23 protein-coding genes are annotated in these 22,368 nt (G+C 65.1%); 6 read left to right on the forward strand and 17 right to left on the reverse strand.

The features are described from left to right. Positions 1 to 280 precede the first annotated feature (280 nt). From hmpA to ACVOMF_RS10205, 4 genes are all read left to right on the forward strand, one after another. Complete coding sequence (hmpA, locus tag ACVOMF_RS10190) at positions 281 to 1,462, forward strand: NO-inducible flavohemoprotein (protein WP_481509174.1); 1,182 nt, start codon at positions 281 to 283, stop codon at positions 1,460 to 1,462. Between the two features lie 131 nt (positions 1,463 to 1,593). After that, positions 1,594 to 1,974, forward strand: a complete 381-nt coding sequence (locus tag ACVOMF_RS10195; protein WP_481509175.1) for a DUF1761 domain-containing protein — start codon at positions 1,594 to 1,596, stop codon at positions 1,972 to 1,974. Positions 1,975 to 2,613: 639 nt separating this feature from the next. Continuing rightward, complete coding sequence (locus ACVOMF_RS10200) at positions 2,614 to 3,384, forward strand: 2OG-Fe(II) oxygenase (protein ID WP_481509176.1); 771 nt, start codon at positions 2,614 to 2,616, stop codon at positions 3,382 to 3,384. 3 nt (positions 3,385 to 3,387) lie between these two features. After that, the gene (locus ACVOMF_RS10205; protein ID WP_481509177.1) at positions 3,388 to 4,053 is read left to right on the forward strand and encodes a LysE family translocator; all 666 of its coding nucleotides are present in this window, start codon (positions 3,388 to 3,390) and stop codon (positions 4,051 to 4,053) included. A gap of 144 nt (positions 4,054 to 4,197) precedes the next feature. Here ACVOMF_RS10205 and ACVOMF_RS10210 read toward each other — a convergent pair whose 3' ends face one another. The 4 genes from ACVOMF_RS10210 to aroE form a co-directional block, all read right to left on the reverse strand. Then, positions 4,198 to 4,626: a hypothetical protein gene (locus ACVOMF_RS10210; protein WP_481509178.1), complete on the reverse strand. Its 429-nt coding sequence runs from the start codon at positions 4,624 to 4,626 to the stop codon at positions 4,198 to 4,200. Between the two features lie 82 nt (positions 4,627 to 4,708). Continuing rightward, entirely contained in the window at positions 4,709 to 6,808 is a 2,100-nt protein-coding gene (gene dinG / locus ACVOMF_RS10215; RefSeq protein WP_481509179.1) for an ATP-dependent DNA helicase DinG, read from the reverse strand. A gap of 74 nt (positions 6,809 to 6,882) precedes the next feature. After that, entirely contained in the window at positions 6,883 to 7,230 is a 348-nt protein-coding gene (locus ACVOMF_RS10220) for a hypothetical protein (protein ID WP_481509180.1), read from the reverse strand. An 18-nt stretch (positions 7,231 to 7,248) separates the two neighbouring features. Further along, on the reverse strand, positions 7,249 to 8,097 hold the full coding sequence (gene aroE / locus ACVOMF_RS10225) for a shikimate dehydrogenase (protein ID WP_481509181.1): 849 nt from the start codon (positions 8,095 to 8,097) through the stop codon (positions 7,249 to 7,251). 52 nt (positions 8,098 to 8,149) lie between these two features. Here aroE and ACVOMF_RS10230 point away from each other — a divergent pair, with 52 nt between their 5' ends. Further along, positions 8,150 to 9,028 carry a TolB family protein gene (locus ACVOMF_RS10230; protein WP_481509182.1) on the forward strand — a complete coding sequence of 293 codons (879 nt, stop codon included), beginning with the start codon at positions 8,150 to 8,152 and terminating at the stop codon, positions 9,026 to 9,028. Between the two features lie 182 nt (positions 9,029 to 9,210). On the opposite strand, the gene ACVOMF_RS10235 is transcribed toward ACVOMF_RS10230, so the two are convergent. The 4 genes from ACVOMF_RS10235 to ACVOMF_RS10250 all read right to left on the reverse strand — a co-directional run bounded on the left by ACVOMF_RS10235 (position 9,211) and on the right by ACVOMF_RS10250 (position 11,788). Next, a complete protein-coding gene (locus ACVOMF_RS10235; RefSeq protein ID WP_481509183.1) occupies positions 9,211 to 9,492 on the reverse strand; it encodes an SHOCT domain-containing protein in 282 nt (93 codons plus the stop codon). Between the two features lies 1 nt (position 9,493). Continuing rightward, complete coding sequence (hemB, locus tag ACVOMF_RS10240) at positions 9,494 to 10,483, reverse strand: porphobilinogen synthase (RefSeq protein ID WP_481509184.1); 990 nt, start codon at positions 10,481 to 10,483, stop codon at positions 9,494 to 9,496. Between the two features lie 30 nt (positions 10,484 to 10,513). Beyond that, positions 10,514 to 11,428 carry a bestrophin family protein gene (locus tag ACVOMF_RS10245; RefSeq protein ID WP_481509185.1) on the reverse strand — a complete coding sequence of 305 codons (915 nt, stop codon included), beginning with the start codon at positions 11,426 to 11,428 and terminating at the stop codon, positions 10,514 to 10,516. 111 nt (positions 11,429 to 11,539) lie between these two features. After that, positions 11,540 to 11,788: a hypothetical protein gene (locus ACVOMF_RS10250; RefSeq protein WP_481509186.1), complete on the reverse strand. Its 249-nt coding sequence runs from the start codon at positions 11,786 to 11,788 to the stop codon at positions 11,540 to 11,542. A 143-nt stretch (positions 11,789 to 11,931) separates the two neighbouring features. Here ACVOMF_RS10250 and ACVOMF_RS10255 point away from each other — a divergent pair, with 143 nt between their 5' ends. Next, positions 11,932 to 12,360, forward strand: coding sequence for a hypothetical protein (locus tag ACVOMF_RS10255; protein ID WP_296248354.1), 429 nt, complete (start codon positions 11,932 to 11,934; stop codon positions 12,358 to 12,360). A 66-nt stretch (positions 12,361 to 12,426) separates the two neighbouring features. Here the strand turns inward: ACVOMF_RS10255 and ACVOMF_RS10260 are convergent, their stop codons facing one another. From ACVOMF_RS10260 to ACVOMF_RS10300, 9 genes are all read right to left on the reverse strand, one after another. Beyond that, a complete protein-coding gene (locus ACVOMF_RS10260; protein ID WP_481509187.1) occupies positions 12,427 to 15,768 on the reverse strand; it encodes an ankyrin repeat domain-containing protein in 3,342 nt (1,113 codons plus the stop codon). Next, positions 15,761 to 16,036, reverse strand: coding sequence for a YcgL domain-containing protein (locus ACVOMF_RS10265; RefSeq protein WP_481509188.1), 276 nt, complete (start codon positions 16,034 to 16,036; stop codon positions 15,761 to 15,763). The genes ACVOMF_RS10260 and ACVOMF_RS10265 overlap by 8 nt, the downstream gene beginning before the upstream one ends. Before the next feature lie 445 nt (positions 16,037 to 16,481). After that, on the reverse strand, positions 16,482 to 16,919 hold the full coding sequence (locus ACVOMF_RS10270; protein WP_481509189.1) for an excinuclease ATPase subunit: 438 nt from the start codon (positions 16,917 to 16,919) through the stop codon (positions 16,482 to 16,484). Between the two features lie 32 nt (positions 16,920 to 16,951). Further along, entirely contained in the window at positions 16,952 to 18,193 is a 1,242-nt protein-coding gene (locus tag ACVOMF_RS10275; protein ID WP_481509190.1) for a beta-ketoacyl-ACP synthase, read from the reverse strand. Beyond that, positions 18,193 to 18,924 (reverse strand): 3-ketoacyl-ACP reductase FabG2, encoded by a 732-nt coding sequence (locus ACVOMF_RS10280; protein ID WP_481509191.1) that lies wholly within the window; start codon positions 18,922 to 18,924, stop codon positions 18,193 to 18,195. Before ACVOMF_RS10280 ends, ACVOMF_RS10275 begins: the two co-directional genes overlap by 1 nt. Beyond that, entirely contained in the window at positions 18,921 to 19,376 is a 456-nt protein-coding gene (locus ACVOMF_RS10285; RefSeq protein WP_481509192.1) for a hotdog family protein, read from the reverse strand. The genes ACVOMF_RS10280 and ACVOMF_RS10285 overlap by 4 nt, the downstream gene beginning before the upstream one ends. Continuing rightward, positions 19,369 to 20,559 carry a beta-ketoacyl-[acyl-carrier-protein] synthase family protein gene (locus tag ACVOMF_RS10290; RefSeq protein WP_481509193.1) on the reverse strand — a complete coding sequence of 397 codons (1,191 nt, stop codon included), beginning with the start codon at positions 20,557 to 20,559 and terminating at the stop codon, positions 19,369 to 19,371. The genes ACVOMF_RS10285 and ACVOMF_RS10290 overlap by 8 nt, the downstream gene beginning before the upstream one ends. Next, positions 20,556 to 21,104, reverse strand: a complete 549-nt coding sequence (locus ACVOMF_RS10295) for a DUF3261 domain-containing protein (protein ID WP_481509194.1) — start codon at positions 21,102 to 21,104, stop codon at positions 20,556 to 20,558. The genes ACVOMF_RS10290 and ACVOMF_RS10295 overlap by 4 nt, the downstream gene beginning before the upstream one ends. After that, entirely contained in the window at positions 21,092 to 22,333 is a 1,242-nt protein-coding gene (locus tag ACVOMF_RS10300) for an NAD(P)/FAD-dependent oxidoreductase (RefSeq protein WP_481509195.1), read from the reverse strand. Before ACVOMF_RS10300 ends, ACVOMF_RS10295 begins: the two co-directional genes overlap by 13 nt. Positions 22,334 to 22,368: the final 35 nt, after the last annotated feature.

The raw sequence follows: 22,368 nt of genomic DNA on the forward strand, positions 1-22,368 counted from the left end.
CCGGGCCGGTCTCCCTCCCCCGCCGGCGGGCCCCCCCCCACTACGCGCTTGCTCCCTCCCTTTGGCGAAGCCAAGGGGAGGGTTGGGGAGGGGTTGGCTCTTCGCGGCCTGATGCAGCTGTGGCTTCGCGGCTTACGCCGCTTCTACGCGTTACCGGGAACGCCCCCTTGCCGAGCATGGCTCGGCACTACAATCGGGCGGGTTCTTGATATTAGTCATCGAGAAAGCAGGCCAACTGCGCGGAACATGGAACTACCCCCGAAGCCGGATAGTTCGCACCATGCTCAGCCCCACCCAACGCGACCTGATCAAAGCCACCGTCCCCCTGCTGGAAACTGGCGGCGAAGCGCTGACCAAGCATTTCTATGGGCGGATGCTGAGCCAGAGCGACATCGCGCGCCCGCTGTTCAACCCCTCGCACCAGAGCAGCGGCGACCAACCGCGTGCGCTGGCCAACTCGGTGCTGATGTATGCCAAGCACATCGACCGCCTGGAAGCGCTGGGTCCGCTGGTGGGACAGATCGTCAACAAGCACGTTGCCCTGCAGATCCTGCCGGAGCACTACCCCATCGTCGGCCACCACCTGCTGGCCTCGATCCGTGAAGTACTGGGCCCGGACATTGCCACCGACGAGATCATCGACGCCTGGGGCGCGGCCTACCAGATGCTGGCCGACCTGCTGATCGGTGCCGAAGAAGAGGTGTACGCAGCAAATGAAAAGGCCCCGGGCGGCTGGCGCGGCGCGCGCACCTTCCGCGTTGCCGAGAAGGTAGCCGAGAGTGCGGAGATCACCTCCTTCCACCTGGTGCCGGTCGACGGCGGTGCGGTGGTGGACTTCAAGCCCGGCCAGTACATCGGCATGAAGCTGGAACTCGACGGCGAGGAAACCCGTCGCAACTATTCTCTGTCGCGTGCAGCCAACGGCGTCGGCTACCGCATCAGCGTCAAGCGCGAAGGCAACGGCAAGGTATCCAACCATCTACATGACAACGTGCAGGTTGGCGACACGCTGGAGCTGTTCGCCCCGGCCGGTGATTTCACCCTGGTTGCCAGCGAGCGCCCGGTCGCCTTCATCAGCGGTGGCGTCGGCATCACCCCGACCCTGCCGATGCTGGAACAGGCGCTGGCCAACGGACGCCAGGTGCATTTCATCCATTGCGCGCGCAATGGCCAGGTGCATGCCTTCCGCGAGTTCATCGCCGACAAGCAGAAGCAGCACCCGCAGCTGCGCAGCTACACCTGCTACAGCGAAGCACTGCCTGGTGATGCTGGCGATGCCGAAGGTTTCCTCAGCCGCGAGCTGCTGGAGCAGTGGTTGCCGGCCGAGCGCGACATGGATGCTTACTTCCTTGGCCCGAAGCCGTTCATGGCGCAGGTGAAGAAGCTGCTGCGTGAGGTAGGCGTGCCTGAAGCGCAGAGCCGTTACGAGTTCTTTGGCCCGGCCGCGGCACTGGAAGCCTGAGTCGCGTCAGAGCAACGTGTGCGAGGTAGGAGACCGGCGGGGAAACCCGCCGGTCTTCTTTTTCGTGGCGGCTACGCAAGCGTATGCGACAGCGCTAGGATGCAACATCGCTCACTGCCCAGGGGAAATGCATGAACGTCTACGCCGTGGTATTGGCCGCTGTATCGAGTTTCCTCCTGGGCGGGCTGTGGTACTCGCCCATCCTGTTCGGCCGCGCCTGGAACCGCGAGAACGGTGGTGAAGTGCCGCAGGGACATCCGGGCAAGGTGTTCGGCGTGGCCTTTGTGTTTTCGCTGGTGGCGGCGTTTGCCTTCGCCTGGTTTGTCGGTCCGCAGCCGGAGCTGCGCAAGGCCTTGCTATGTGGCCTGGTTGCCGGTTTCGGAATCGTCGCGGCCAGCTTCGGCATCAACTACCAGTTCGCCCAGCGCAGCGGAAAACTGTGGGCAATCGACGGCGGCTACCACACTGCACAGTTCGTGCTGTTTGGCCTGATCCTGGGGCTGTGGCACTAAGCCTGTAGCAGCAGCTGTTGTTGTTGCTCCAGCCCCCTCCTTTGCGCAAAGCGCAGGGGAGGGTTGGGGAGGGGTAGCTTTTGCAGTTTCCATTGCTGCGGCTTTCCGCCCGCGAGTGCCCTTCCGCAACAACGGATCTGACGAAAAACCCCAATGGGGCGACGTGCACTCCTGCACATCGCCCTTCGGACTCCTTCCGCTGGCGCCTTCGCTGCGCAAGAGGGACACGTAAGAACGCAGGCAAAAAGTATCCACACTGCCCCATCACTGTCGATGATGACGTTCTTTACGCATATCTGCTCCATATGTAGAAACAGAATTTGTCACCTCGAACCTCGCGGGCAAAAATCCCCTCGCTTTCTGCAAAGACATTCGAAAGCACGCTCAAGCGACTTCACCAACTGACAGATTCAACAGCCAAACGGTTGAATGATTGCCGGATGCTACGTAAGCGCGCTCTGGCACTCTTCAAACCTGCTGGCATCGGCATACATGCATCGAACTCCCTCGCATCATTGACAGCAAGCAACGCGCGCCAAAGCCAATGGAGGCAGTCTTCTGGCGGGTTTGCAGGCGCCAGCACCATTGCCGGAGTGGAATCTTCAGTGACACCCACATCTACCATTTCAAGGAAGAAATTTGTTCATCACAACGGATCGACTGGATGATGCCGTGCTGGCGAAGGCGGTATGCGAGCAGGTTTTGGCAGTACAAGTGAAGCAGTTCATCCCCAGGGAAACCGCGATGGAGATTGGCCACCGCATCCTGGGCCAAGGATTCGACAGCTACGTCAATGCGCCCGATATCGGCAGGATAGGCATGGCGCTGTACGAAGCAGAAAATATCCCTGCCCGCCTCGATGCCTACTTCAATACAGCCTTGGACAACATTGAGGTGTTGCGGAAGCGATGCATGCCGTACGCCTCACCCATGGATATGCTTCGCTGCACGTTGGATGAGATGTGGCCTGCCGGCGCCCAACTCGAGCATCTGTATGGACGCAAGGCGTATGTCGGCCTGTCACGGATCGTCCAGCCTGGAGTGGAGTTCCTCGCCCACCACGACATCCTCGCGAAAGATGCACCTGAGACCTTCCGCTCGCACAGTCTCACCTCGCAGCTGGCAGCAAACATCTACCTCACCATGCCGACAGATGGCGGCGGACTGCATATCTGGCAGTCGGCGATCTCCGCAGCGGAGTTTGATCGCATGCGCGGCGACAGCTACGGCATAGATCCATCCCTCCTCGGCAAACCGACACTACATATCCAGCCCGAAGAAGGCGACCTTGTCCTGTTCAACTCACGCCACATGCACGCTGTCACACCCGGATCGGACAAGCCACGTTTGAGCCTGTCCTGTTTTGTCGGCTACCGCGGCGTTGCCAGCCCTTTGACGTTCTGGAGCTGATGGGTGAGCAACCATTTCCACGAATTCGTATCACTGGCGCTGATTCATCTGCTGGCAGTCATTGCACCAGGCCCGGACTTTGCCGTCACCGTGCGGCAAAGTGTCAGGCACGGCAGGTGGGCGGGGGTGCAGGTGGCAATCGGCATCGGCGCCGGCATTTCCGTACATGTCCTCTACACACTGCTCGGCGTCGGTGCGTTGCTGCATGCCAATGCACTGTTGATGACCGCTACCAGGATGCTCGGCGCGTCCTATCTTCTCTATCTGGTGTTCTCATTCCTTCGCGGTGCCGGACGTTCCAGCTCCGCTGGAAAGCTCGAAGGCACCGGTACCGCCTCCGCACTTGGCTGGCGCAGGTCCTTTCTACTTGGCTTCGTCACCAATGCGACCAACCCCAAGGCCACACTGTTCTTCCTCGCGATCTTCACCACGGTGGTCAGCGCCGGAACGCCATTGAAGGTCCAGGTGCTTTATGGAATCTGGATGTGCCTGGTCAATGCGAGCTGGTTCGTGCTGGTCAGTGTGCTGTTTACCCAGCAGGCGGTACGCGACAGGTTTCTGCGCATGGGCGGCTGGCTGGAAGGCATGATGGCCCTGGTTTTCCTTGTTTTCGCCGGGCGTCTGCTATGGGAGGTGGCCAGCAACCTGCCGTTGCTCGTCGGTGAGTAAGTCGCCTCTGCCATGCAGGAGCGCATGGTGCCAGAAGGCTGCCCGCACAGTTGAAGGACGACGTGCACTGCGCCGGCCACAAACGAAAAGTCCGGGGACGTTGACCCGCCCCGGACTCCGTTGACCCATCGGACAGGGAGCAAGCTAGGCCAGGTTCGTACGCAACCAACGCATCACGGTTTCAACCACACCCAGCTTTTGCGGCACGTCCAAAGCAATTGCCCGCGCAAAGCCATCAGCATTGCGAATGAACGTCTGCCGCGCGATACGCTGCGCCTGCTGCACCGTCGACTGCTGCCTACGCAGCTGCACGATCTGCACCGACGGACGGCCCGGCGGCGCGAACTTCTGGTAGCGGCGCAGCTCATCGGCGACCAGACTCACGTCGTTGTCTGCCTTGAGCTGGCCCTCACCCGCCAACAACAGCTGCTCCAGCGCCGAACCCGCGGCAGTCAGCCCATCGCCTTCGGCAGCGAACATCGCCTGCGTAGCCAACAGCGCCAGTGCGCCTTCACGCTGCTGCAGACGCTGCAGTTGCTGTGCCCAGGGGAAGCTTGCAGGAGGGGTGGCCATGGCTGTCTGGAGTAATGGGGGGTGGCGCACTTTACGGGTTGGAGCAGGGATGTTCCAGCGAACAGCCCCCCTGTACCCAACCTCAACCAATAACCCGCTTGAACGGCGGCAAAGAATCAATGATCCGCTTGCCATACCTGCGCGTCAGCAGGCGCGAATCCAGGATGATCACCCGCCCGGTATCGGTCGAGGTGCGAATCAGGCGCCCGGAAAACTGGGTCAAGGTGCGCAACGCATGCGGGATCGCGATCAGGTTGAACGAGTTCAAACCACGGCTCTCGAACCATTCGCTCAGCGTCGAGGTCTGCGGGTCGGTCGGCACCGCGAACGGCACCTGGGTGATCACCACCGTGGTGCAGGCCTCGCCCGGCAGGTCCAGGCCTTCACCAAACGAATTCAAGCCGAACAACACCGAGCCTTCACCCGCCGAGGTGCGCTTGATGTGCTCGTCGATCATCTTTTGCTTGGCGCCGTCGCCCTGCACCAGCACCTTCTTGCGCAGCGTCGCCGGCATCAGCTCGGCCACCTTTTCCATCTTCCAGCGCGAGGTGAACAGGACCATGCTGCCCTTGTCCCAATCCAGCTCGTTGACCAGGTACTTGGCCACTTCCTTGGGATGGCGCTCGCGGTCATCCGGCGTCACCGGGAACTGCGGCACGATCAGTTCAGCCTGGTTCGGCAGGTCGAACGGTGAGGCCAGCGACACCATCTCCGCTTCCTCGGGGATGCCGTTGTCGATGGCCAGCGCCTGGAAATCACCGCCGCCGGTCAGCGTCGCCGAGGTCATCACCACCGAGTCCACTTCATCCCACAGCAGCTTGCGCAGCACCATCGCCGCCGATACCGGCGAGCAATGCAGGATGTAGTCGCCATCGCGTGACATCGTCACCCAGCGCGCGATCGGCGGCTGGCCTTCCTTGTCCTCGCGGCGCCAGCCTGCCCACAGGTTGTACTGCTGCTCGACCATTTCCTGGGCCATGCCCAGGTTGCGCTGCAGGCGCTCGACCGCCGGATCATCCTGCTTGCCCTTGGCAACCGCCGAGGCCGCCGCCGTTGCCCAGTTGAGCAGGGTGCGGGTTTCATCGGCCAGCACTTCGATCGGCTGGCGCCAGGATTCGGGCAGGCGGCCGTTGGCGGCGCGCCACATCGGCTCGCGGTCATCGGGCTGCGGAATCCACACATTGCCGATGTCATCGCGGAACGCCTTCAGCAGCTTGCTCACGCGCGATGCCACATCGATGGCTTCGTTCGGCAACAGGTTGCCGATCTTGTCCTTGTCCACCGCACGGTAGGCGCCGGCAATCAGGATCTGCAGGCGGCCGGTACGCTTGGCCATGTCGTCCAGCGGCAGGTTGGCTGCGCCCTGGTCGATGGCGACGTTGCCGATGTGGTGGCCTTCGTCCAGCACCAGCAGCATGTCGCCAGGCGGCGCGATCAGGGGCTGGCCGCTGTCGCTATCGCCCAGCGACAGCGCCGACAACAGCAGCGCGTGGTTGGTGACGATGATCTGTGCATCACGTACTTCGGTGCGCGCACGTAGCACCGGGCACTGCGCCGAATAAGCGCAACGGCGCCCGGCGCAGGCCGAGGCCGGTGTGGTGATGCGCATGCGCAGCGTGGGCGTGACGTTCTCCGGCGCGTTGTCCAGGTCGCCGTTCCAGCGGCCCTCGATGAAGGCCTTGGTCAGCTTTTCGGCAACGTCCATTTCAATCGGCGCCAGTGGCCGGTCGTAGAGCTGCACGTCGTCGCCGAACATGCCTTCCTGCACGCCTTCGCCCTGCGCTTCGGCGGCGTTGCGGGTGCACAGGTAGCGGGTGCGGCCCTTGGCCAGCGCAACGGTGGCCTGCAGGCCGGTGGACTTGAGGAAGTTGGGAATGTCGCGCTCAACCAACTGCGACTGCAAGGCCACGGTGCCGGTGCTGATCACCAGCTTCTTCTTGCTCGCCAGCGCAATCGGCACCCCGGCGGTGAGGTAGCCCAGGCTCTTGCCGACGCCGGTAGGTGCTTCCACCACGCCGACGCCACCAGTGCCCAGCGCGCGCGACACCACGCCTATCATCTGGCTCTGCGAGCGGCGCGTGCTGAAGCCCGGCGTGTTTGCCTGCAGCTTGCTGTAAGCGTCACGGATGCCGGTTTTGATGTCCTCGGTCAGCGCCCGCGGTGCTTCTACTTTTTCCGTCACGCCAACCTGCCAGCAGCTCAATCAAGGCGGGTATTTTCCCATACCCGCCCGCATTCACCGAATGCGTTGCCGGCTCAGGGTTTACCGGGAGCCTGTGGCCGCCGCAGGGCCTGCACCAGCGCCCAGGCCAGCATGATGTAACCGACCGCTTCCAGCAGCGACAGCGCGATATGGCCAGCGCTCAGCAGCGTATTCATCGAACCAACGCTGCTGTAGTTTCCACCTGCAATCAGCAGCAGCGGCACGGCGCTCAGCACGCCACCAATCATGGTGACGGCCAGCAGCAAGGCCAACGCCGACAGCGCCACGCTACGCACCTTGCCGCGCGGGGTGTCGAGCAGCATCACCAAGGCAACGCCCAGGCCGATCAGGATCGGCAGGCGGTAGCCGATGGAAACCAGCAGGGTTGTCAGCAATTCCATGGGTTGCATTGGTCGGCCTCAGTCCGCGGTGACCAACAGCGCGTCACCGGCGCGCAGTTCGGCGTAAATCGCATCGGTCTCCGGACGCATGCCATGCCATTGCTGGAAGCTCTCCGCGGCCTGCTCGACCAGCATGCCCAGGCCATCGAAGCTGTTGCGGCAACCCGCCGCGCGCGCCCAGGCCAGGAACGGGATTGATGCCTCACCGTAATTCAGATCCACCGCCGTGGTCATGCTGTTGACCAGCGACAGCGGCAGGTTGAAACCGCTGCCCTCGCCGCGCGCGGCCGAGGTGGCATTGATGATCAGCTCGAAGTCGCCCTGCTCGCGCAGATCTTCCCAGTACGCGGAGATGGCGCGGCCCGGTTCGCTCATCGCATCGACCAGCGCGTCGGCGCGCTCGGGTGAACGGTTGACCACGATCAGTTCGAGAATGCCGGCATCCAGCAGCGCTGGTGCAACACCGCGTGCGGCACCACCGGCACCGAGCAGCAGCACCCGACGGCCGCGCAGGTCCAGACCGTGACGACCGGTGAGGTCACGCACCAGGCCGATGCCGTCGGTATTGTCGCCATGCCAGCGATCACCCTTGCGCAGCAGCGTGTTGACCGCTCCGGCGCGATGCGCACGAGAGGTGGTGGTGGTGCAGAGCGCGAACGCGGCTTCCTTGTGCGGCAGGGTCACGTTGGCGCCCACGCCGCCGTCAGCGGCAAAGGCTTCCAGCGCGGCCACGAAATCTTCGGGCGAGGCCTCGATGGCGCGGTAATCCACGGCGATGCCATGTGCCTTGCCGAACGCGGACTGGATGCGCGGCGACTGCGAATGGGCGATGGGCTGGCCGAAAACTGCGTAGCGTGGAGCGCTCATTGTGATCCTCTGCATGACCTAGACTGGACGCGGCTTTACTTGCTGGACCCGTATGCGGACCCGTTACTTGCTGCTCGCGCTGACCCTGAGTTTACCCTTTAGCCCCATTGCCTCGGCGCTTTCCGAGTTCGGCATCGAAGGCATGGGGGTAGTTTCCACCCGTGCAGATGAAATCCGCGCCACGTTGTCGGCGGATGGACAACGCATCTTATGGGCCAGCAACCGCGAGGGCGGAGCAGGCGGCTGGGACCTGTGGCAGGCGACGCTGCAGGACAAGCGCTGGATGGCCCCGCAGCCACTGGCCTTGAACAGCACGGCGGACGACGTCGATCCCTTTCTCAGCGCCGATGGCCGTTGGCTGTACTTCGCCTCCAACCGCAAGGGCGGCCATGGCGGCTTTGACCTATACCGGGCAGCGGTTGCAGCTGACGGCAGCTTGGGCCAGCCGCAGAACCTTGGGCCCGCAGTGAACGGCAGGCAGGACGAACGTTCACCCGCACTGGCCGACGACGGCCGGCTGTTGTTCTCCAGCAATCGCGGCGGTGGCAGCGGCGGCTGGGATCTGTGGCGTGCACCGGCCGCAGCTGCGGGTTTTGCCGCGCCCACAGCCTTGGCAGGCGTCAATTCCGGTGCCGATGAGCTGGATGCGAGCTGGCTGGGTGGCGGCCGCGCGGTGGTGTTTGCCCGCGCCAATGCGGCGGGTGGTGCCCAGTTGTGGCTGTCGCAGTGCCGACAGGGGCAATGGGGTGAGGCGACGCCGCTGGGGCTGTCGTTCAACAGCGCCGATGGCGATACGCGTGGCGCGGTGATTGATGCCAACAAGCCCGGAGAGCTGGTGGTCAGCGGCAAGGCGCGCGCGCCACGGGCCGGCGGCATGGATCTTTACCGGATGAAGGCGCCGCTGGTTGAAGGGGATGATTCCTGCCGGTGAGGCAAGCGCTTCACCCCTCCCAAGCCCTCCCCTTGGCGGCGCGAAAGGGAGGGAGCTGAAGCAACCCCTCCCCGACCCTCCCCTTGGCCTGCGGCCAAGGGGAGGGAGCCAAGCAATCCACCCCCTCCCTTTCGCGTAGCGAAGGGGAGGGTTGGGGGAGGGGTGCTTCTGCTCTAAAGCTTTTAGCTCTTAACTCCAGCCAACACCGCAGCACGCAGCGCTTCGTATTCGGCCTCACCAATCTGCCCGCCCTGCCTGCGCAGCTCCAGCGCACGCAGCCTGGCATCGACGTCGCCACCCTGCGCCGCCTCACGCTGCAGCCGCTCGGCTGCCGAGTGCAGCTGTGGCGGACGCTTGCCGGCGCGCACGATGGCGGCGATGAACACACCGATCGCCACCGCAAACAGCAATACGCCGATCAGCCATACCGCCCAGTTGTAACCCTCAAGACCGGGAACATTCATCTCAAGCCCCCTTCAGCCAACGCGCGATCTGCGGCGCGTAATAGGTCAATACGCCATCGGCACCTGCACGCTTGAAGCCAATCATGGTCTCCATCACGCACTTGCGTTCATCCAGCCAGCCATTGGCAGCGGCCGCCTTCAACATCGCGTACTCGCCGCTGACGTGGTACGCGAAGGTCGGCACGCCGAACTCGGTCTTCACCCGGCGCACGATATCCAGGTAGGGCATGCCCGGCTTGACCATCACCATGTCCGCGCCTTCGTCCAGATCCAGCGCGATCTCGCGCATGGCCTCGTCGCTGTTGGCCGGGTCCATCTGGTAGGTCTTCTTGTCGGCCTTGCCGAGGCTGCCGGAGCTGCCCACCGCGTCGCGGAACGGGCCGTAGAAGGCCGATGCGTACTTAGCCGAATAGGCCATGATGCGGGCGTTGATATGACGCGCGTCATCCAGCGCGGTGCGGATGGCGCCGATGCGGCCGTCCATCATGTCCGAGGGAGAAATGATGTCCACGCCGGCTTCGGCATGCGACAGCGACTGCTTGACCAGCGCCTCGACGGTGATGTCGTTGAGCACGTAGCCGGTGTCGTCGATGATGCCGTCCTGGCCGTGCGTGGTGTACGGGTCCAGCGCCACGTCGGTCATCACGCCGAGCTCGGGGAAGCGCTGCTTCAGCGCGCGCACTGCACGCTGCGCCAGGCCATCCGGGTTCCAGGCTTCGGCCGCGTCCAGCGACTTGCGCGACGGGTCGATCACCGGGAACAGATCGATCACCGGCACGCCCAGCTCCAGCGCCTGCTCGGCTTCGCGCAGCAGCTCATCGATGGACATACGGTCCACGCCCGGCATCGATGCAACAGCGGCGCGGCCTTCCAACTCGTGTACGAACACCGGCCAGATCAGGTCGTTGCTGGTCAGCGTGTTCTCGCGCATCAGACGGCGCGAGAACTCATCGTGGCGCATGCGCCGCGGGCGGTACTGGGGATGCATCATCGCGGTACTCCTTGATACTGAAAACGGGAATTACTGCAGCCGGTAGCCCTGCGGCTGCAGCGGCTCGGGCAGCGGGCGTTGGCCCAAGGCGTCGAGCAGATCGATTTCGATGGTACGCACCATGGCGTCCAGCGGCAGGTCATTGGCTTCGGTGCCGAACGGGTCTTCCATCTCCTCGCCGAGCTGGTCCAGGCCGAAGAATGCATAGGCCAGCAACATCGACACCACCGGCGTGGCCCAGCCCAGCGCACCGGCCAGGCCAAACGGCAGCAGCACGCAGAACAGCCATGCACAGCGGTGCAGCAGCAAGGTATAGGCGAACGGCAGCGGTGTGCCGGAGATGCGCTCACAGCCGGCCTGCACACTGGCCATGGCATGCAGGCGTGCCTCGAACTGGGCGTAGAGATAGGGATGCAAGCGGCCTTCGCGCAGCGGCGCGGCCAGTTCGCTGGCGAGCTGGGTCAGCAGGCCATCGGCTATGTTCTGCCGTGCCAGCACGGCGTGCTGGTCGGCCTGCAGCCAGGGCGCAGCGACAGCAGCCTGGTCGCGGCCGCGCAGGCGTGCCGCTAGCGCATGGGCAAAACCGATCACCAGGCGGGTGCCGCGCTCGCGCAGCTGCGGCTCGGCGGCCAGCAAGGCAGCCGCCTCACGGGCGAAGCTGCGCGATTCGATGACCAGTTGCCCCCACAGCTTGCGCCCTTCCCACCAGCGGTCGTGGCAGGCGTTGTTGCGGAAGCTCAGGAAGATCGACAGCACCAAACCCAGCAAGGTGAACGGCACCACCGACAAACCGCTGCCACCCAGCGGGTGCCAGCTCCGGCTGAACGCCGCCACCAGCACAGCCAAGACGCCTATCGCCAGCACCTTGGGGGCGATGGCCGGCACGATGGAGCCGCGCAGGATGTACAGCAGCTGCCAGCCAGTGGGACGGGGGCGGATGATCATCGGGAAGCGTTGCAGTGCCCACAACGGGCCAACGGCGCCGGAAAGCTTCCGGCCAGCCCCCCGCATTTTACGCCCCCCGGCTGTACCCCGCCGACCCGGACCGTCCCAGGTTCAGACGATACCGCCGCCCAAGCTCAGCCGGATCACCCCGACCACAATGACGATGGCATTGAGCAGCAGGCCGGTCTTGGCCCGGCCGCGCTTGCTGGCATGGGTGAACAGCAGACCGATGGCGGCGATGATCGCGCCCACGGCCGCAAACGGGATCAGGAACCAATTACCCCAGCCCAGCAGCGGAATAAACGCCAAAATCATCCATAGCAAGGCAACAATGCCCCAGATCAGGCTGATCAGCCCCATGTACTTTCCTCCACCAGGCACAGCCTGCAAGATAGCCGGGAACACATGCAGAGCAAAAGGCCCTCACCCTGGCCGGAAGTTCTCGACAGATTCAGCCGGCGCCATGGATCATCCGCAATTACCGATCACCGGGGAGTGAAACCATGAAACTTCCGCTCGCTATCGCACTTTCGCTTGGCGTTGCCTTGGCCGTAGGCGGCTGCGCCAGTACCTCCAAGGTCATGCTGGGCCAGGCCCGCGCACCGGTGGACCCTGCCAGCGTGCAGATCTATTCCACACCGCCGGCCGGCTCGGTTGAGATCGCCCAGCTCGAAAGCTCCAGCGCGGTCGGCTTCGGCACCCAGGGCCAGACCGATGCCGCCATTGCCCGGCTCAAGCGCGAGGCCGCTGCACTCGGTGCCAACGGCGTGATCCTGATGGGCGTGGGCTCCGGCGGCTCGCCGGTCGGCATGTCGGTAGGCGCGGGCAGCTATGGCCGCCACACCGCTGGCGGCCTCAGCGTCGGCATCCCCACCCAGCAGAAGCGCGCCGCCGGCGTGGCGATCTGGGTACCGCCGGGCGCGGGCAGGTAAGTCTTCCTGCCGGTTTTGATGCAACAAGGGCGCCCTTCGGCGCCCTTGTCATGAGTGCTGCAGCAATCAGCTGTGATCGCGCAGGAAGCGGGCCATCGAAGATACCCCAGGTACCGCCGGCTCGAACTCGCCGGCGACGTCGATGAAGCCACGCATGATGGCGATGTCGCGCGGGGTACGGTTGATCGCGTCACGCATCTCCGGATCGGCACCGGCGCGCAGCAGGCGCAGCACCAGTTGCGGCAGGCCGTGCAGCGCAGCCAGGTGCAACGGGCCAAAACCGCGCGGGTCGCGTACATCCAGCGAGACGTCCTCGTCGAGCATGCGATCCACCGCGGCCAGCACCACGCTCTCGTCGCAGGCGGTGCCCGGTTCGGCGCGCGCGCCGAGCAGCAGCAGCAGCGGCGTTACCGTGCCCGCCGAGGCCTGGTCCGGTTCGGCACCGGCCAGCAGCAAGGTGTCCAGCAAGGCCAGCAGGCGCGTGCGATCACGCGAGGTGAAACCGTACAGCGCGGCGCAATGCAGCGGTGCCAACTGCTGGTCATCGCCGGCATGCACGTCGGCGCCGGCGGTGAGCAGGCGCGCGACGATATCCGGCAGGCCCAAGGCAGCAGCCAGCATCAATACGGTGACGCCGCCAGGCAGACGATGTTCAAGCTTGGCGCCAGCATTCAGCAGAGCGGCCACGATCGTGGTCTGGCGCATGCTCACCGCTGCTGACAACGGCGTGGCGCCACTGGCAGCGGCGTGCTGCGGGTCGGCGCTGCGCGACAGCAGCAGGTCCACCACTGCCGCATGGCCGCCGCCGGCCGCACGCAGCAGGCCGGTGCAGCCCTGCGCATCGACAGCATCGACGGCAAAACCAAGATTGAGCAGGCGCCGTACCGCGTCGGCATCGCCGGCCATCGCCGCCGAGGCGACGTCGGCATCCCGCAGCGCGCGCAGCGGCAGCTGCCAGCCGCGCCAGTCCAGCAGATCAGCCAGGTCGCGGCGACCGCTGGACAGCGCAACGCCCAACGGCGTCTGTCCGTCAGCGGCGCGTGCATCCGGCGATGCGCCCTGCAGCACCAGCTGCTTGAGCGCGGACTCGCGTGCCAGGGCAGTGGCCAGATGCAATGCGGTCATGCCATGGCTGTCGCGCGCCTCGCGGTCGACACCATTGAGCAGCAGGTGTTGCTGCAACTTCAGCCAGCCCAGGCGTACTGCCAGCGACAGCGCCGGATCACCGGCCGGCGAAGCGGCAAACGGATCAGCACCACACTCCAGCAGCTCCAACGCGAACTGTTCGGTGCTGCGTGCGCCGTGGTCGTGCTGGGCGCAGGCGGCGAGGAAGCGGGTCAAGCCACCGCGACCGGCCGGCGACACACCACGCTGCAGCAATACCTGCAGGGTCGGGATCGCATCGACGCCGCGCGACAGCAGCGCGAACATCGGTGTATCGCCACAGGCGTCGAGCATTTCCGGCGCGGCATCGTGCGCCAGCAGCCAATCGACCACGCGCGGCTGCAACGCCAGTTCCGGATCGTGCAGCAGGCCACCCAGCTCATCGGCCGCACACAGCTTGGCCAAGGGCGCCATGCCATCGACGTTGCCGAATACCAGCGCCTCGCGCAGCAAGGCCAGTGGCGCGCGGTCGTTAAGTACCGGCACTGCGTCGCCATCAGCGCCCTCGGCATTGCTGGCGGCTGCATCACTGACAGCGGCCGGCAGCGGATAGCTCGGGTCGAGCAGCGAGACGATGCTCCAGCGGCCTGCGGCGGCGGCGTGCTCGATGGCACGACGGCCATCGCTGCCGACCACATCGGCGGCAATGCCCAGGTCCAGCAGGCGGCGGATCAGCGCCGCCGATACGTGTTCGGCGCGGCTGGCCAGCAGCAAGGCATTGCTGCCTTCGCCATCGACGGCATGCACGTCAGGCTTGTGCGCCAACAGGCGCTCCAACACCGCGGCGTTGCCCTGCGAGGCGGCGTCCAGCCACGGCGTGCGCCCGGCGGCATCACGCGGCTCCACGTTGGCACCAGCATTGAGCAGGGTTTCAACGATATCCACGTGGCCGGCCAATGCGGCTTCGTGCAGGGCGCTGCGGCGCTGACGGTCGCGCGCATCCAGCCGCGCCTTGTGCTTGAGCAGCAGCTGCACGCCGGCCGGGTCATCGTCATCGGTAGCTGCCGCCTGCACCAGCACCGGTACACCATCGGTCGGTTCGACCTTGGCGCCGCGCTCCAGCAGGAACTTGCCCAGCCGCCAGTTGCCGGCCTGGCAGGCCACCGCCAGCGGGCTGTGACCATCATTGTTGAGGGCATCGATCTCGGCAGCTGCATCGCGCAGCAGCGCCGCGACGCCCGGATCGGAACTGCGCGCGGCATGGTGCAGCGGCGTATTGCCATCGGCATCGGGCGTACGCGGATCGGCACCGTTGGCTAGCAGGGTCATCACCGCTTCCGGGCGACCGTGCCAGCTGTCGCGGGTAGCCGCCAGCAACGGGGTCATGCCTTTATGCGCCTGGTTGACGTCGACGCCCCGGCTGATCAGCGCACGCAGCAGGCGCAGATCCGGCAGCACTGCTGCCAACACCGCCAGGCTGCGCTGGTCACGCGACTCGGCCGGGGCCGGCGCATGTGGATCGGCACCGGCATCCAACAGCTGCAGGGCGCGATCGATGCGGCCGCCGCGGGCAGCGTCATACAGCTGCGGTACCAGCTCGTGCTGGGCGATGGGCTCCAGCGGTGCCGGCTCGGCCAGCGCCTCGGCAAACGGGTCGAAGGCGGGCTGTTGCACGTCGCCAGCCTTGCCAGCGCCGGCAACCGGTGCGCTGCGCATCGACTGCAGCAGGTGATGCAGCAAGGGAGCAGCAATCGCGGTGGCGATGGCCAACGGCCAACGCAGGCCGCTGCCAACCAGGCCCGGCCAGGCTGCGGCGACGATGGCCGCGCACAACAGCAACAGCACGGCTGCGGCACCCAAGCCATGCCAGGAATCCAGGCTGCGGCCACTCAAGGCCTGCCATTGCGCGCGCAACGAGCTGTCCTCGCGCTCCATCGCCTGCCACAGCGGCCAGGTGCGCCACAACGCCAACAACGCCACGCTGACCGCGATGCTCAATGCCAACACCGCCGCCAGGCTGCCGCTGTCATGCAGCGCCGCCAGCGGCCAGGACACCAATACCGCAACCACCGCCGCACCGCCGGCCCAAAGCCCCAACAGGCCGGGTAGCTCGCGTTTGAATACGGCCAGCGACGGGGCCACGCTGCGGGTACGCCGCCACCATGACACTGCCAAGGCGAAGGCGGGCTGCGCCAGCACGCCACACACAGCCGCAGCCACGCCACCGAACGCCGTGGCCAGGGTCAGCAACACCCCCAGGCCCAGCGCGGCGGCAACTACGCGGCTACGCAATGCTTCAGTCATCGCGACCGTCGATGCGGGCGATCTTCACCGGTGCCAAGGGCAACGGCGGTGCCTGCAGATGGAAACCGCGCTCGGCCAGGTTGGCGCGCACCAGCGCGACGTCAGCCTGGGCCAGGCGGCGTTCAGGGGTCAGCGCCACCTCCAGCACGAAGGTATAAGGGGCCAAGGTGTTGCCCAGCACAGCCGGGATCACTTCGAAATTATCACGCTTGGCGAGGTACACGTAGGTGTCCTGCTTGCGTTGGCTTTTATAGACGTAAGCTTGCATGCCAGCGGGCTTTGCCCTGCATTGAGAGTCAGAGATTGTGTCGGAAATCTGGCGCTGTTGAAAGGCGCGCAGCCAACGATCACGGCCGTTCTCGGCCTTTTATACGTTCATTCACATCAAGATTTTGTTGAGAGCGCCCTGGATCTGCAGATTGCTGGATTCGCTGGCGACAGATTGCCGGCGCCGCAGTGCCGTGCTGAATGCGGGATCGAAGCGCCGGGCGCAGGCGCATCACCGGCAAAGCCTTCCGCGAACGCGCGACAGGCGTGGCCAGTCAAAGGCGAAATCTGCACGATGACGGCGGCGTGTTCATGCAGCCGGCCGCTGCTGTGGATTTGCACAGCTATGACCCAAGGCCTGGAAACGCTGGGCCAACGATCATGCCGAGGATTGGCAACCCGGCCCAGCTGGCGGTGGCGATCAACCGCCACCGCCCTGAAAACCCTCAGGGCACCTTGGCGTAGGTACCCTTCAACGCAACACCCGCCAGGATGGCGCCGGCATAGCACTCATAGTTGGTGGCGCTGCGGAACTCGTTGCTCTTGTAGAAGCTGACGATATCGACCACGGCATTGGCACCGCGCGCCTTCGCGCCGTCCTGCAATGCCAGCAGCGTCGACAACGCGACCCAGCGGCAGGCTTCCTCGTCGCTCTTGTTGGCGGCGTTGGTCTTGCGGTTGCTCACATCCTGGCCCAGCCGCTCCAGCACCGTCACCGGCTGGCCCGCCAGGTAGAAGCGCACGCTGCCATCGATGCCGGCATCGCGCGCCTGCTGCGAGCTGAGCAGATCTGCCAGCGACTGTTCCAGGCGGGTGTCGCGTGCAAAAACACTGCTGGAGAACGCCAGCAACGTGGCAGTGGCGATGAGGCTGAAACGACGCATATCTCTTTCCTTTGAGTGTGGTGATAACCGGGTCAGGCCTGCCAGCGGCGGAAAATCAACGAGGTGTTGATGCCGCCAAATGCGAAGTTGTTGCTCATTGCATATTCGGTCTGCAGCAGGCGTCCTTCACCGGCGATGTAGTCCAGCTCGCCGCAGCGTGGGTCGATCTGGCTCAGGTTCAAGGTCGGCGCGAACCAGCCTTCGCGCATCATTTCCATGGTCAGCCAGGCCTCGAACGCGCCGCAGGCGCCGAGCATGTGGCCGACATAGCTCTTCAGCGAGCTGATCGGCAGCGTGTTGCCGAACACCTGTTCGGTGGCCTGGGTTTCGGCGATATCACCGTGATCGGTGGCGGTGCCGTGGGCATTGAGGTAGCCGATCTGCGCCGCATCCAGGCCGGCATCCTGCAACGCCAGGCGCATTGCCTGGGCCATTGTGTCCGCGCTGGGCTGGGTGACGTGCTGACCGTCGCTGTTGGTGCCGTAGCCCACCACCTCGGCCAGGATATTGGCACCGCGTGCCTGTGCGTGTTCCAGTTCTTCCAGCACCAGGGTGCAGGCACCCTCGCCCAGCACCAGACCATCGCGGTGCGCGTCGAACGGACTGGGTGTGGTCTTCGGCGCATCGTTGCGCACGCTGGTCGCGAACAAGGTATCGAACACCGCCGCCGCAGTCGCATCCAACTGCTCGGAGCCACCGCCCAGCATCACTGTCTGCTTGCCCGAGCGGATTGCCTCATAGGCCGAACCGACGCCCTGGCTGCCCGAGGTGCAGGCGCTGGAGGTGGTGTAGACGCGGCCGCACAACCCGAAGAACACGCCGATATTGACCGGCGCGGTGTGGCTCATCATCTTCAGGTAGGTTGTCGCACTGATGCCTTCGGTGGTCAGCTCATGCAGCATGCGCCCGAACTCACCGGTCGCATCGTGGCAACCGGACGAGGAACCGTAGGCGACGCCGGCCATCCCGCTGCGCAGCACCGGGTGGCCAAGCAGGCCGGCCTGCTCCAGCGCCATCTCCGTGGCGCGCACCGCCATCACCGCAACCCGCCCCATCGAACGGGTGGTCTTGCGGTTGTAATTGGATGGCAGTTCGAACGGCTGCGCCGGTGCGGCCAGCTTGGTGTTGAGGCCGGCATAGATATCCCACTGCGGCATCTGTTGCACCGCATTGCGGTACGAGCCGAGATGGGCGCGGATGCTGGGCCAGTCGTGGCCCAACGGGCTCAGTGCGGCCGCACCGGTAACCACGACACGACGATCCTGGTACGCCATCAGACCATTCCTCCGTTGACCGAAATCACCTGCCGGGTGATGTACGCGGCCGGCTCGGACAATAAGAACGCGACCGTGGCGGCCACTTCGTCCGGCTTGCCGACCCGTCCGGCAGGAATCAACTTCAATGCGTGTTCGACCACTTCTTCGTTGAGCATCTCGGTTTCAATCAGCCCCGGTGCGACGCAGTTGACGGTGATGCCACGGCTGGCCAGTTCCAGTGCCAATGCCTTGGTTGCACCGATGATGCCGGCCTTGGATGCGCTGTAATTGACCTGACCGCGATTGCCAGCCACACCTGACACGGACGACAAGGTGACGATACGGCCCGGCTTGCGCCGCCGCACCATCGGCATGATCAGCGGATGCAACACGTTGTAGAAGCCATCCAGATTGGTGTGTATGACCTGGTCCCAGTCGTCCTCACTCAACGCCGGGAAGGCGCCATCGCGGGCAATACCGGCATTGCAGACCACGCCGTAGTAGGCGCCGTTTTGCTGTACATCGGCTTCCAGTACCGCACGCGCCGCAGCGCGATCGGCAACATCGAACGCCAGCACGCGCGCCTGCCCACCTGCCGCCTGGATCTGCGCGACCACCGCCTGCGCCTCCTCGACACGGCTGCGGCAATGCACCACCACGGCAAAACCATCACGCGCGATACGCAGCGCGATTGCCCGCCCGATACCACGACTGGCCCCGGTGACCAGTACGCTCAGATTCTCTGTCATGCCTCTCCACTCTCCAGATACGCCATCGCATCGGCCGGCTCGAACACCGACACATTGGCCACGGCCCATTGTTCATCGCCTGCCTGCAAGCTGCAGGCAAACATCCCCAGCCCATTGTCCGCCAGCAGCTCGCAGCGCGCATCAATGCGCAGGCGGGTGCCGCTGGGGAAGACATCGCGCGTGCTGGTGTATCGCCGGCTGCCCAACAGGAAGCCGATGTTCGGCTCGCGCCCGGCGCGACGCGCGCGGCAGCCCGCCCAGGCCGCGATGGCCTGCGCCATGTACTCGATGCCTAGCCATGCCGGCACCCCGCCGTCTTCGACGAACAGGCCTTCGTAGGGCACCACCAGCTCGGCCTGGATGGTCTCGTCGTCCCAGCGCAGCACACGGTCCAACAAACACATGCCGTCGCGGTGCGGCACGACTTCCTCGATGGCGTAGCACTCAGCCATGTGCGACTTTCTCCATGGCCAACACCGCATTGCTGCCGCCAAACGCGAACGAGCTGCTCAGCACCCGCTGCGGTGGTGTTGCGGCGCGCGTCCCCGGCGTCACCACGGCCAGCGCCGGCAGTGCACCATCGGCCTCACCATCCCACCAATGTGGCGGCAGCTGCTGCCCGGGGTTCTCGGCCAGGGTGATCCAGCACAATGCGGCTTCAATCACGCCTGACGCACCCAGCGTGTGCCCGGTGAGCGGCTTGGTGGAACTGCATGGCACACCGATGCCGAAGGTATCAGCCACGGCCACGCTCTCCATCGCATCGTTGTGCTGGGTCGCGGTGCCATGCAGGTTGATGTAGTCGACCGACCCCGGCTCCCAGCCCGCACGCTGCAAGGCCTGACGCATCGCCAGGGCCGCGCCCTGCCCACTCGGTTCCGGTGCCGACATGTGGTGCGCGTCGGAGGTTTCCCCCCAACCCGACAGCTGCACCGGTCCCGGCTCGCGGGTCATCAGGAACACCCCCGCACCTTCACCGATATTGATGCCGCAGCGATTGCGCGAGAGCGGATTGCAGCGCGCCGCCGACACCGACTCCAACGCACTGAAGCCGGCAACGGTGAACCGGCACAGCGAATCCGCGCCGCCGGCAATCACTGCATCCACCACCCCACTACCCAGCAACCGCGCTGCCGACATCAAGGCCTTGGCACTGGACGAGCAGGCCGTGGACAGCACCCATGCCGGGCCATTGATGCCCAGGTAGCTGCGCACGAAGCGCGCCGCCGTGCCCATCTCCTGCTGCGCGTAATCAAACTGCGGCGGCCACTCACCGCTGGCGTTGTAGCTGGCCAGCGCCTCTTCGGATTCACCGATGCCCGAGGTGCTGGTACCCATCACCACCGCCACGCGCTCGCTGCCGTAACGGGCAATCGCCGCGCGCGCGGCTGGCTCGATCTGCTGCAGGGCAGCCAACAACAGCGCATTGTTGCGCCCATGCAGCGCCACCGGCAGATCCTGCAACGACGGCAGCACCGACTGCACCGCGCCCACCACCAGCGAACGCCCGGGAATCACCGTGTCGCTCAGCGCCGAGCCAGCCAGCTGCGGCTGGAACAAGGCCTGCGCGATCTGTGCCCGATCCGCGCCCAATGCGCAGATCACACCCAGCTCGTTCAAATACACCGCACTCATGGTTGCTGCACCTGCATGTCTACCGATTGGATCTGCAACGAATAGCCTTCGGCACGATTGTCCAGCAGCAGCGTGCCATCGGCACCGCGCTGCAACTCCAGCCAGGTCGTGTCGCCCTGGCGCAGTTGTCTGCGCACACCGTCGTCGAGCACCGACCAGCCACTGGGCAATGCCGCGGCAATCGCCGCGGTAGGCCACAGCGCGAACTGCAGGTCATCCAGCACGCGCTCGGCACGCACCTGCGGCGGTAGCCATGGCGCGCGCTCCTGCTGCAGATGTTCGCCATCCCAGCGCAGCCGCACACCGGTGCGGCCCATCGCCTGCACGGCAAGCTGCAGCTGCTGTGCATCAGCCTCCAACAGCGCATCGAGCTCACGCTCGTGGCTGCCGAAGCGGAACTGCAGCTGCTGCTGCATCGCCAACGGCGCCGGCAGGCTGGCTGGCGACAAGCGCAGCGTCGGCAGCTCAACCAGCGGCTTGGGCATGCGGCCCGCGCACGCTGCCAGCAACAAGCAGATGACAAGACTGGTGATCAGGCGCCGCACAGTTCCTCCAGCACGCGCATGCGTCGCCCACTCTCATCGGCCACGTAGGGATTCTTGGTATCCCAGGCATAGCCGGCCAGGATCGAGCAGATCATGCCGCGGATCTCCGGCTGCTGATCGGGGTGGTAGATGATCTTCTGGAAGCCGCCCTGGTACCACGCCTCGACGAAGCGGCGGAAGGTCTTGACGCCGGCACGCAGTGGCACCGAGAACTCGGCTTCCCAGTCCACGGCTTCACCGGCGTAGCGACGCGCAAGACATTCACTGGCCAGCTGCGCCGACTTGAAGGCGATGGTGACGCCGGAGGAAAACACCGGATCGAGGAATTCGCCGGCATTGCCCAGCAAGGCATAGCCCGGGCCATGCAGCGAGCTGACATTGGCCGAATAACCGGTGATTCGACGTACCGGCAGCACTGCCCACTCGGCATTGGCCAGCAGGCGACTCAGGTTGGGGTCTTCGCTGACGATGGCCTGCAGCTTCTGCAGGTCTTCGCCTTGGTAGCGCTCGAAGAACGAGGGCTCGGCCACCACGCCCAGCGAGCAGCAGCCATTGGAGAACGGAATCGTCCAATACCAGACGTCGATATGCTCGGGATGGGTCGTGATCAGGATCTTGTTGCGGTCAAAGTCCGCATCCACCGGGATGTGATCGCGCACGTGGCAGAAGATCGCACCGCGTACCGGGAAGTTGGACGGCGACTCCAGCTGCAGCAGGCGCGGTAGCAAGCGTGCAAAACCCGAGGCATCCAGAATGAAGTCGGCCTCGATGCGGTACTCGCTGCCATCCGGGCGGCGCACGGTCACCGCCGGCTGCTCGCCCGGCTCCACTGCCAGCACTTCATCGCCGAACCGGAGAGTGGTGCCCATGCGCTCGGCGCCACGCGCCAGCACATTGTCGAAATCGGCGCGCTGGACCTGGTAGGTAGTACCCCAGCCCGGCGAGAACTTGTTGCGGAAATCGAACGCGGTACGCGCTTCGCCATGCACGAAGGCCGCGCCGTTCTTGTACTGGAAGCCAGCTTCCACCACATCCTGCAGCAGTCCTGCCGCCTCGATGTATTCCATGCTCTGCGGCAGCAGGCTCTCGCCGATGGAGAAGCGCGGGAACTGCTGGCGCTCGATCATCAACACCTGGCGGCCCTGCTTGCGCAGCATCGCCGCAGCGACCGAACCGGCCGGGCCAGCGCCGATGATCAGGATTTCAGTACGTTCCACGTTGGGTGCCATCGATGCGTCCTTGAGAGTCCAGTTACACGTTGAAG

The organism is Stenotrophomonas sp. STEN022, from assembly GCF_056760155.1.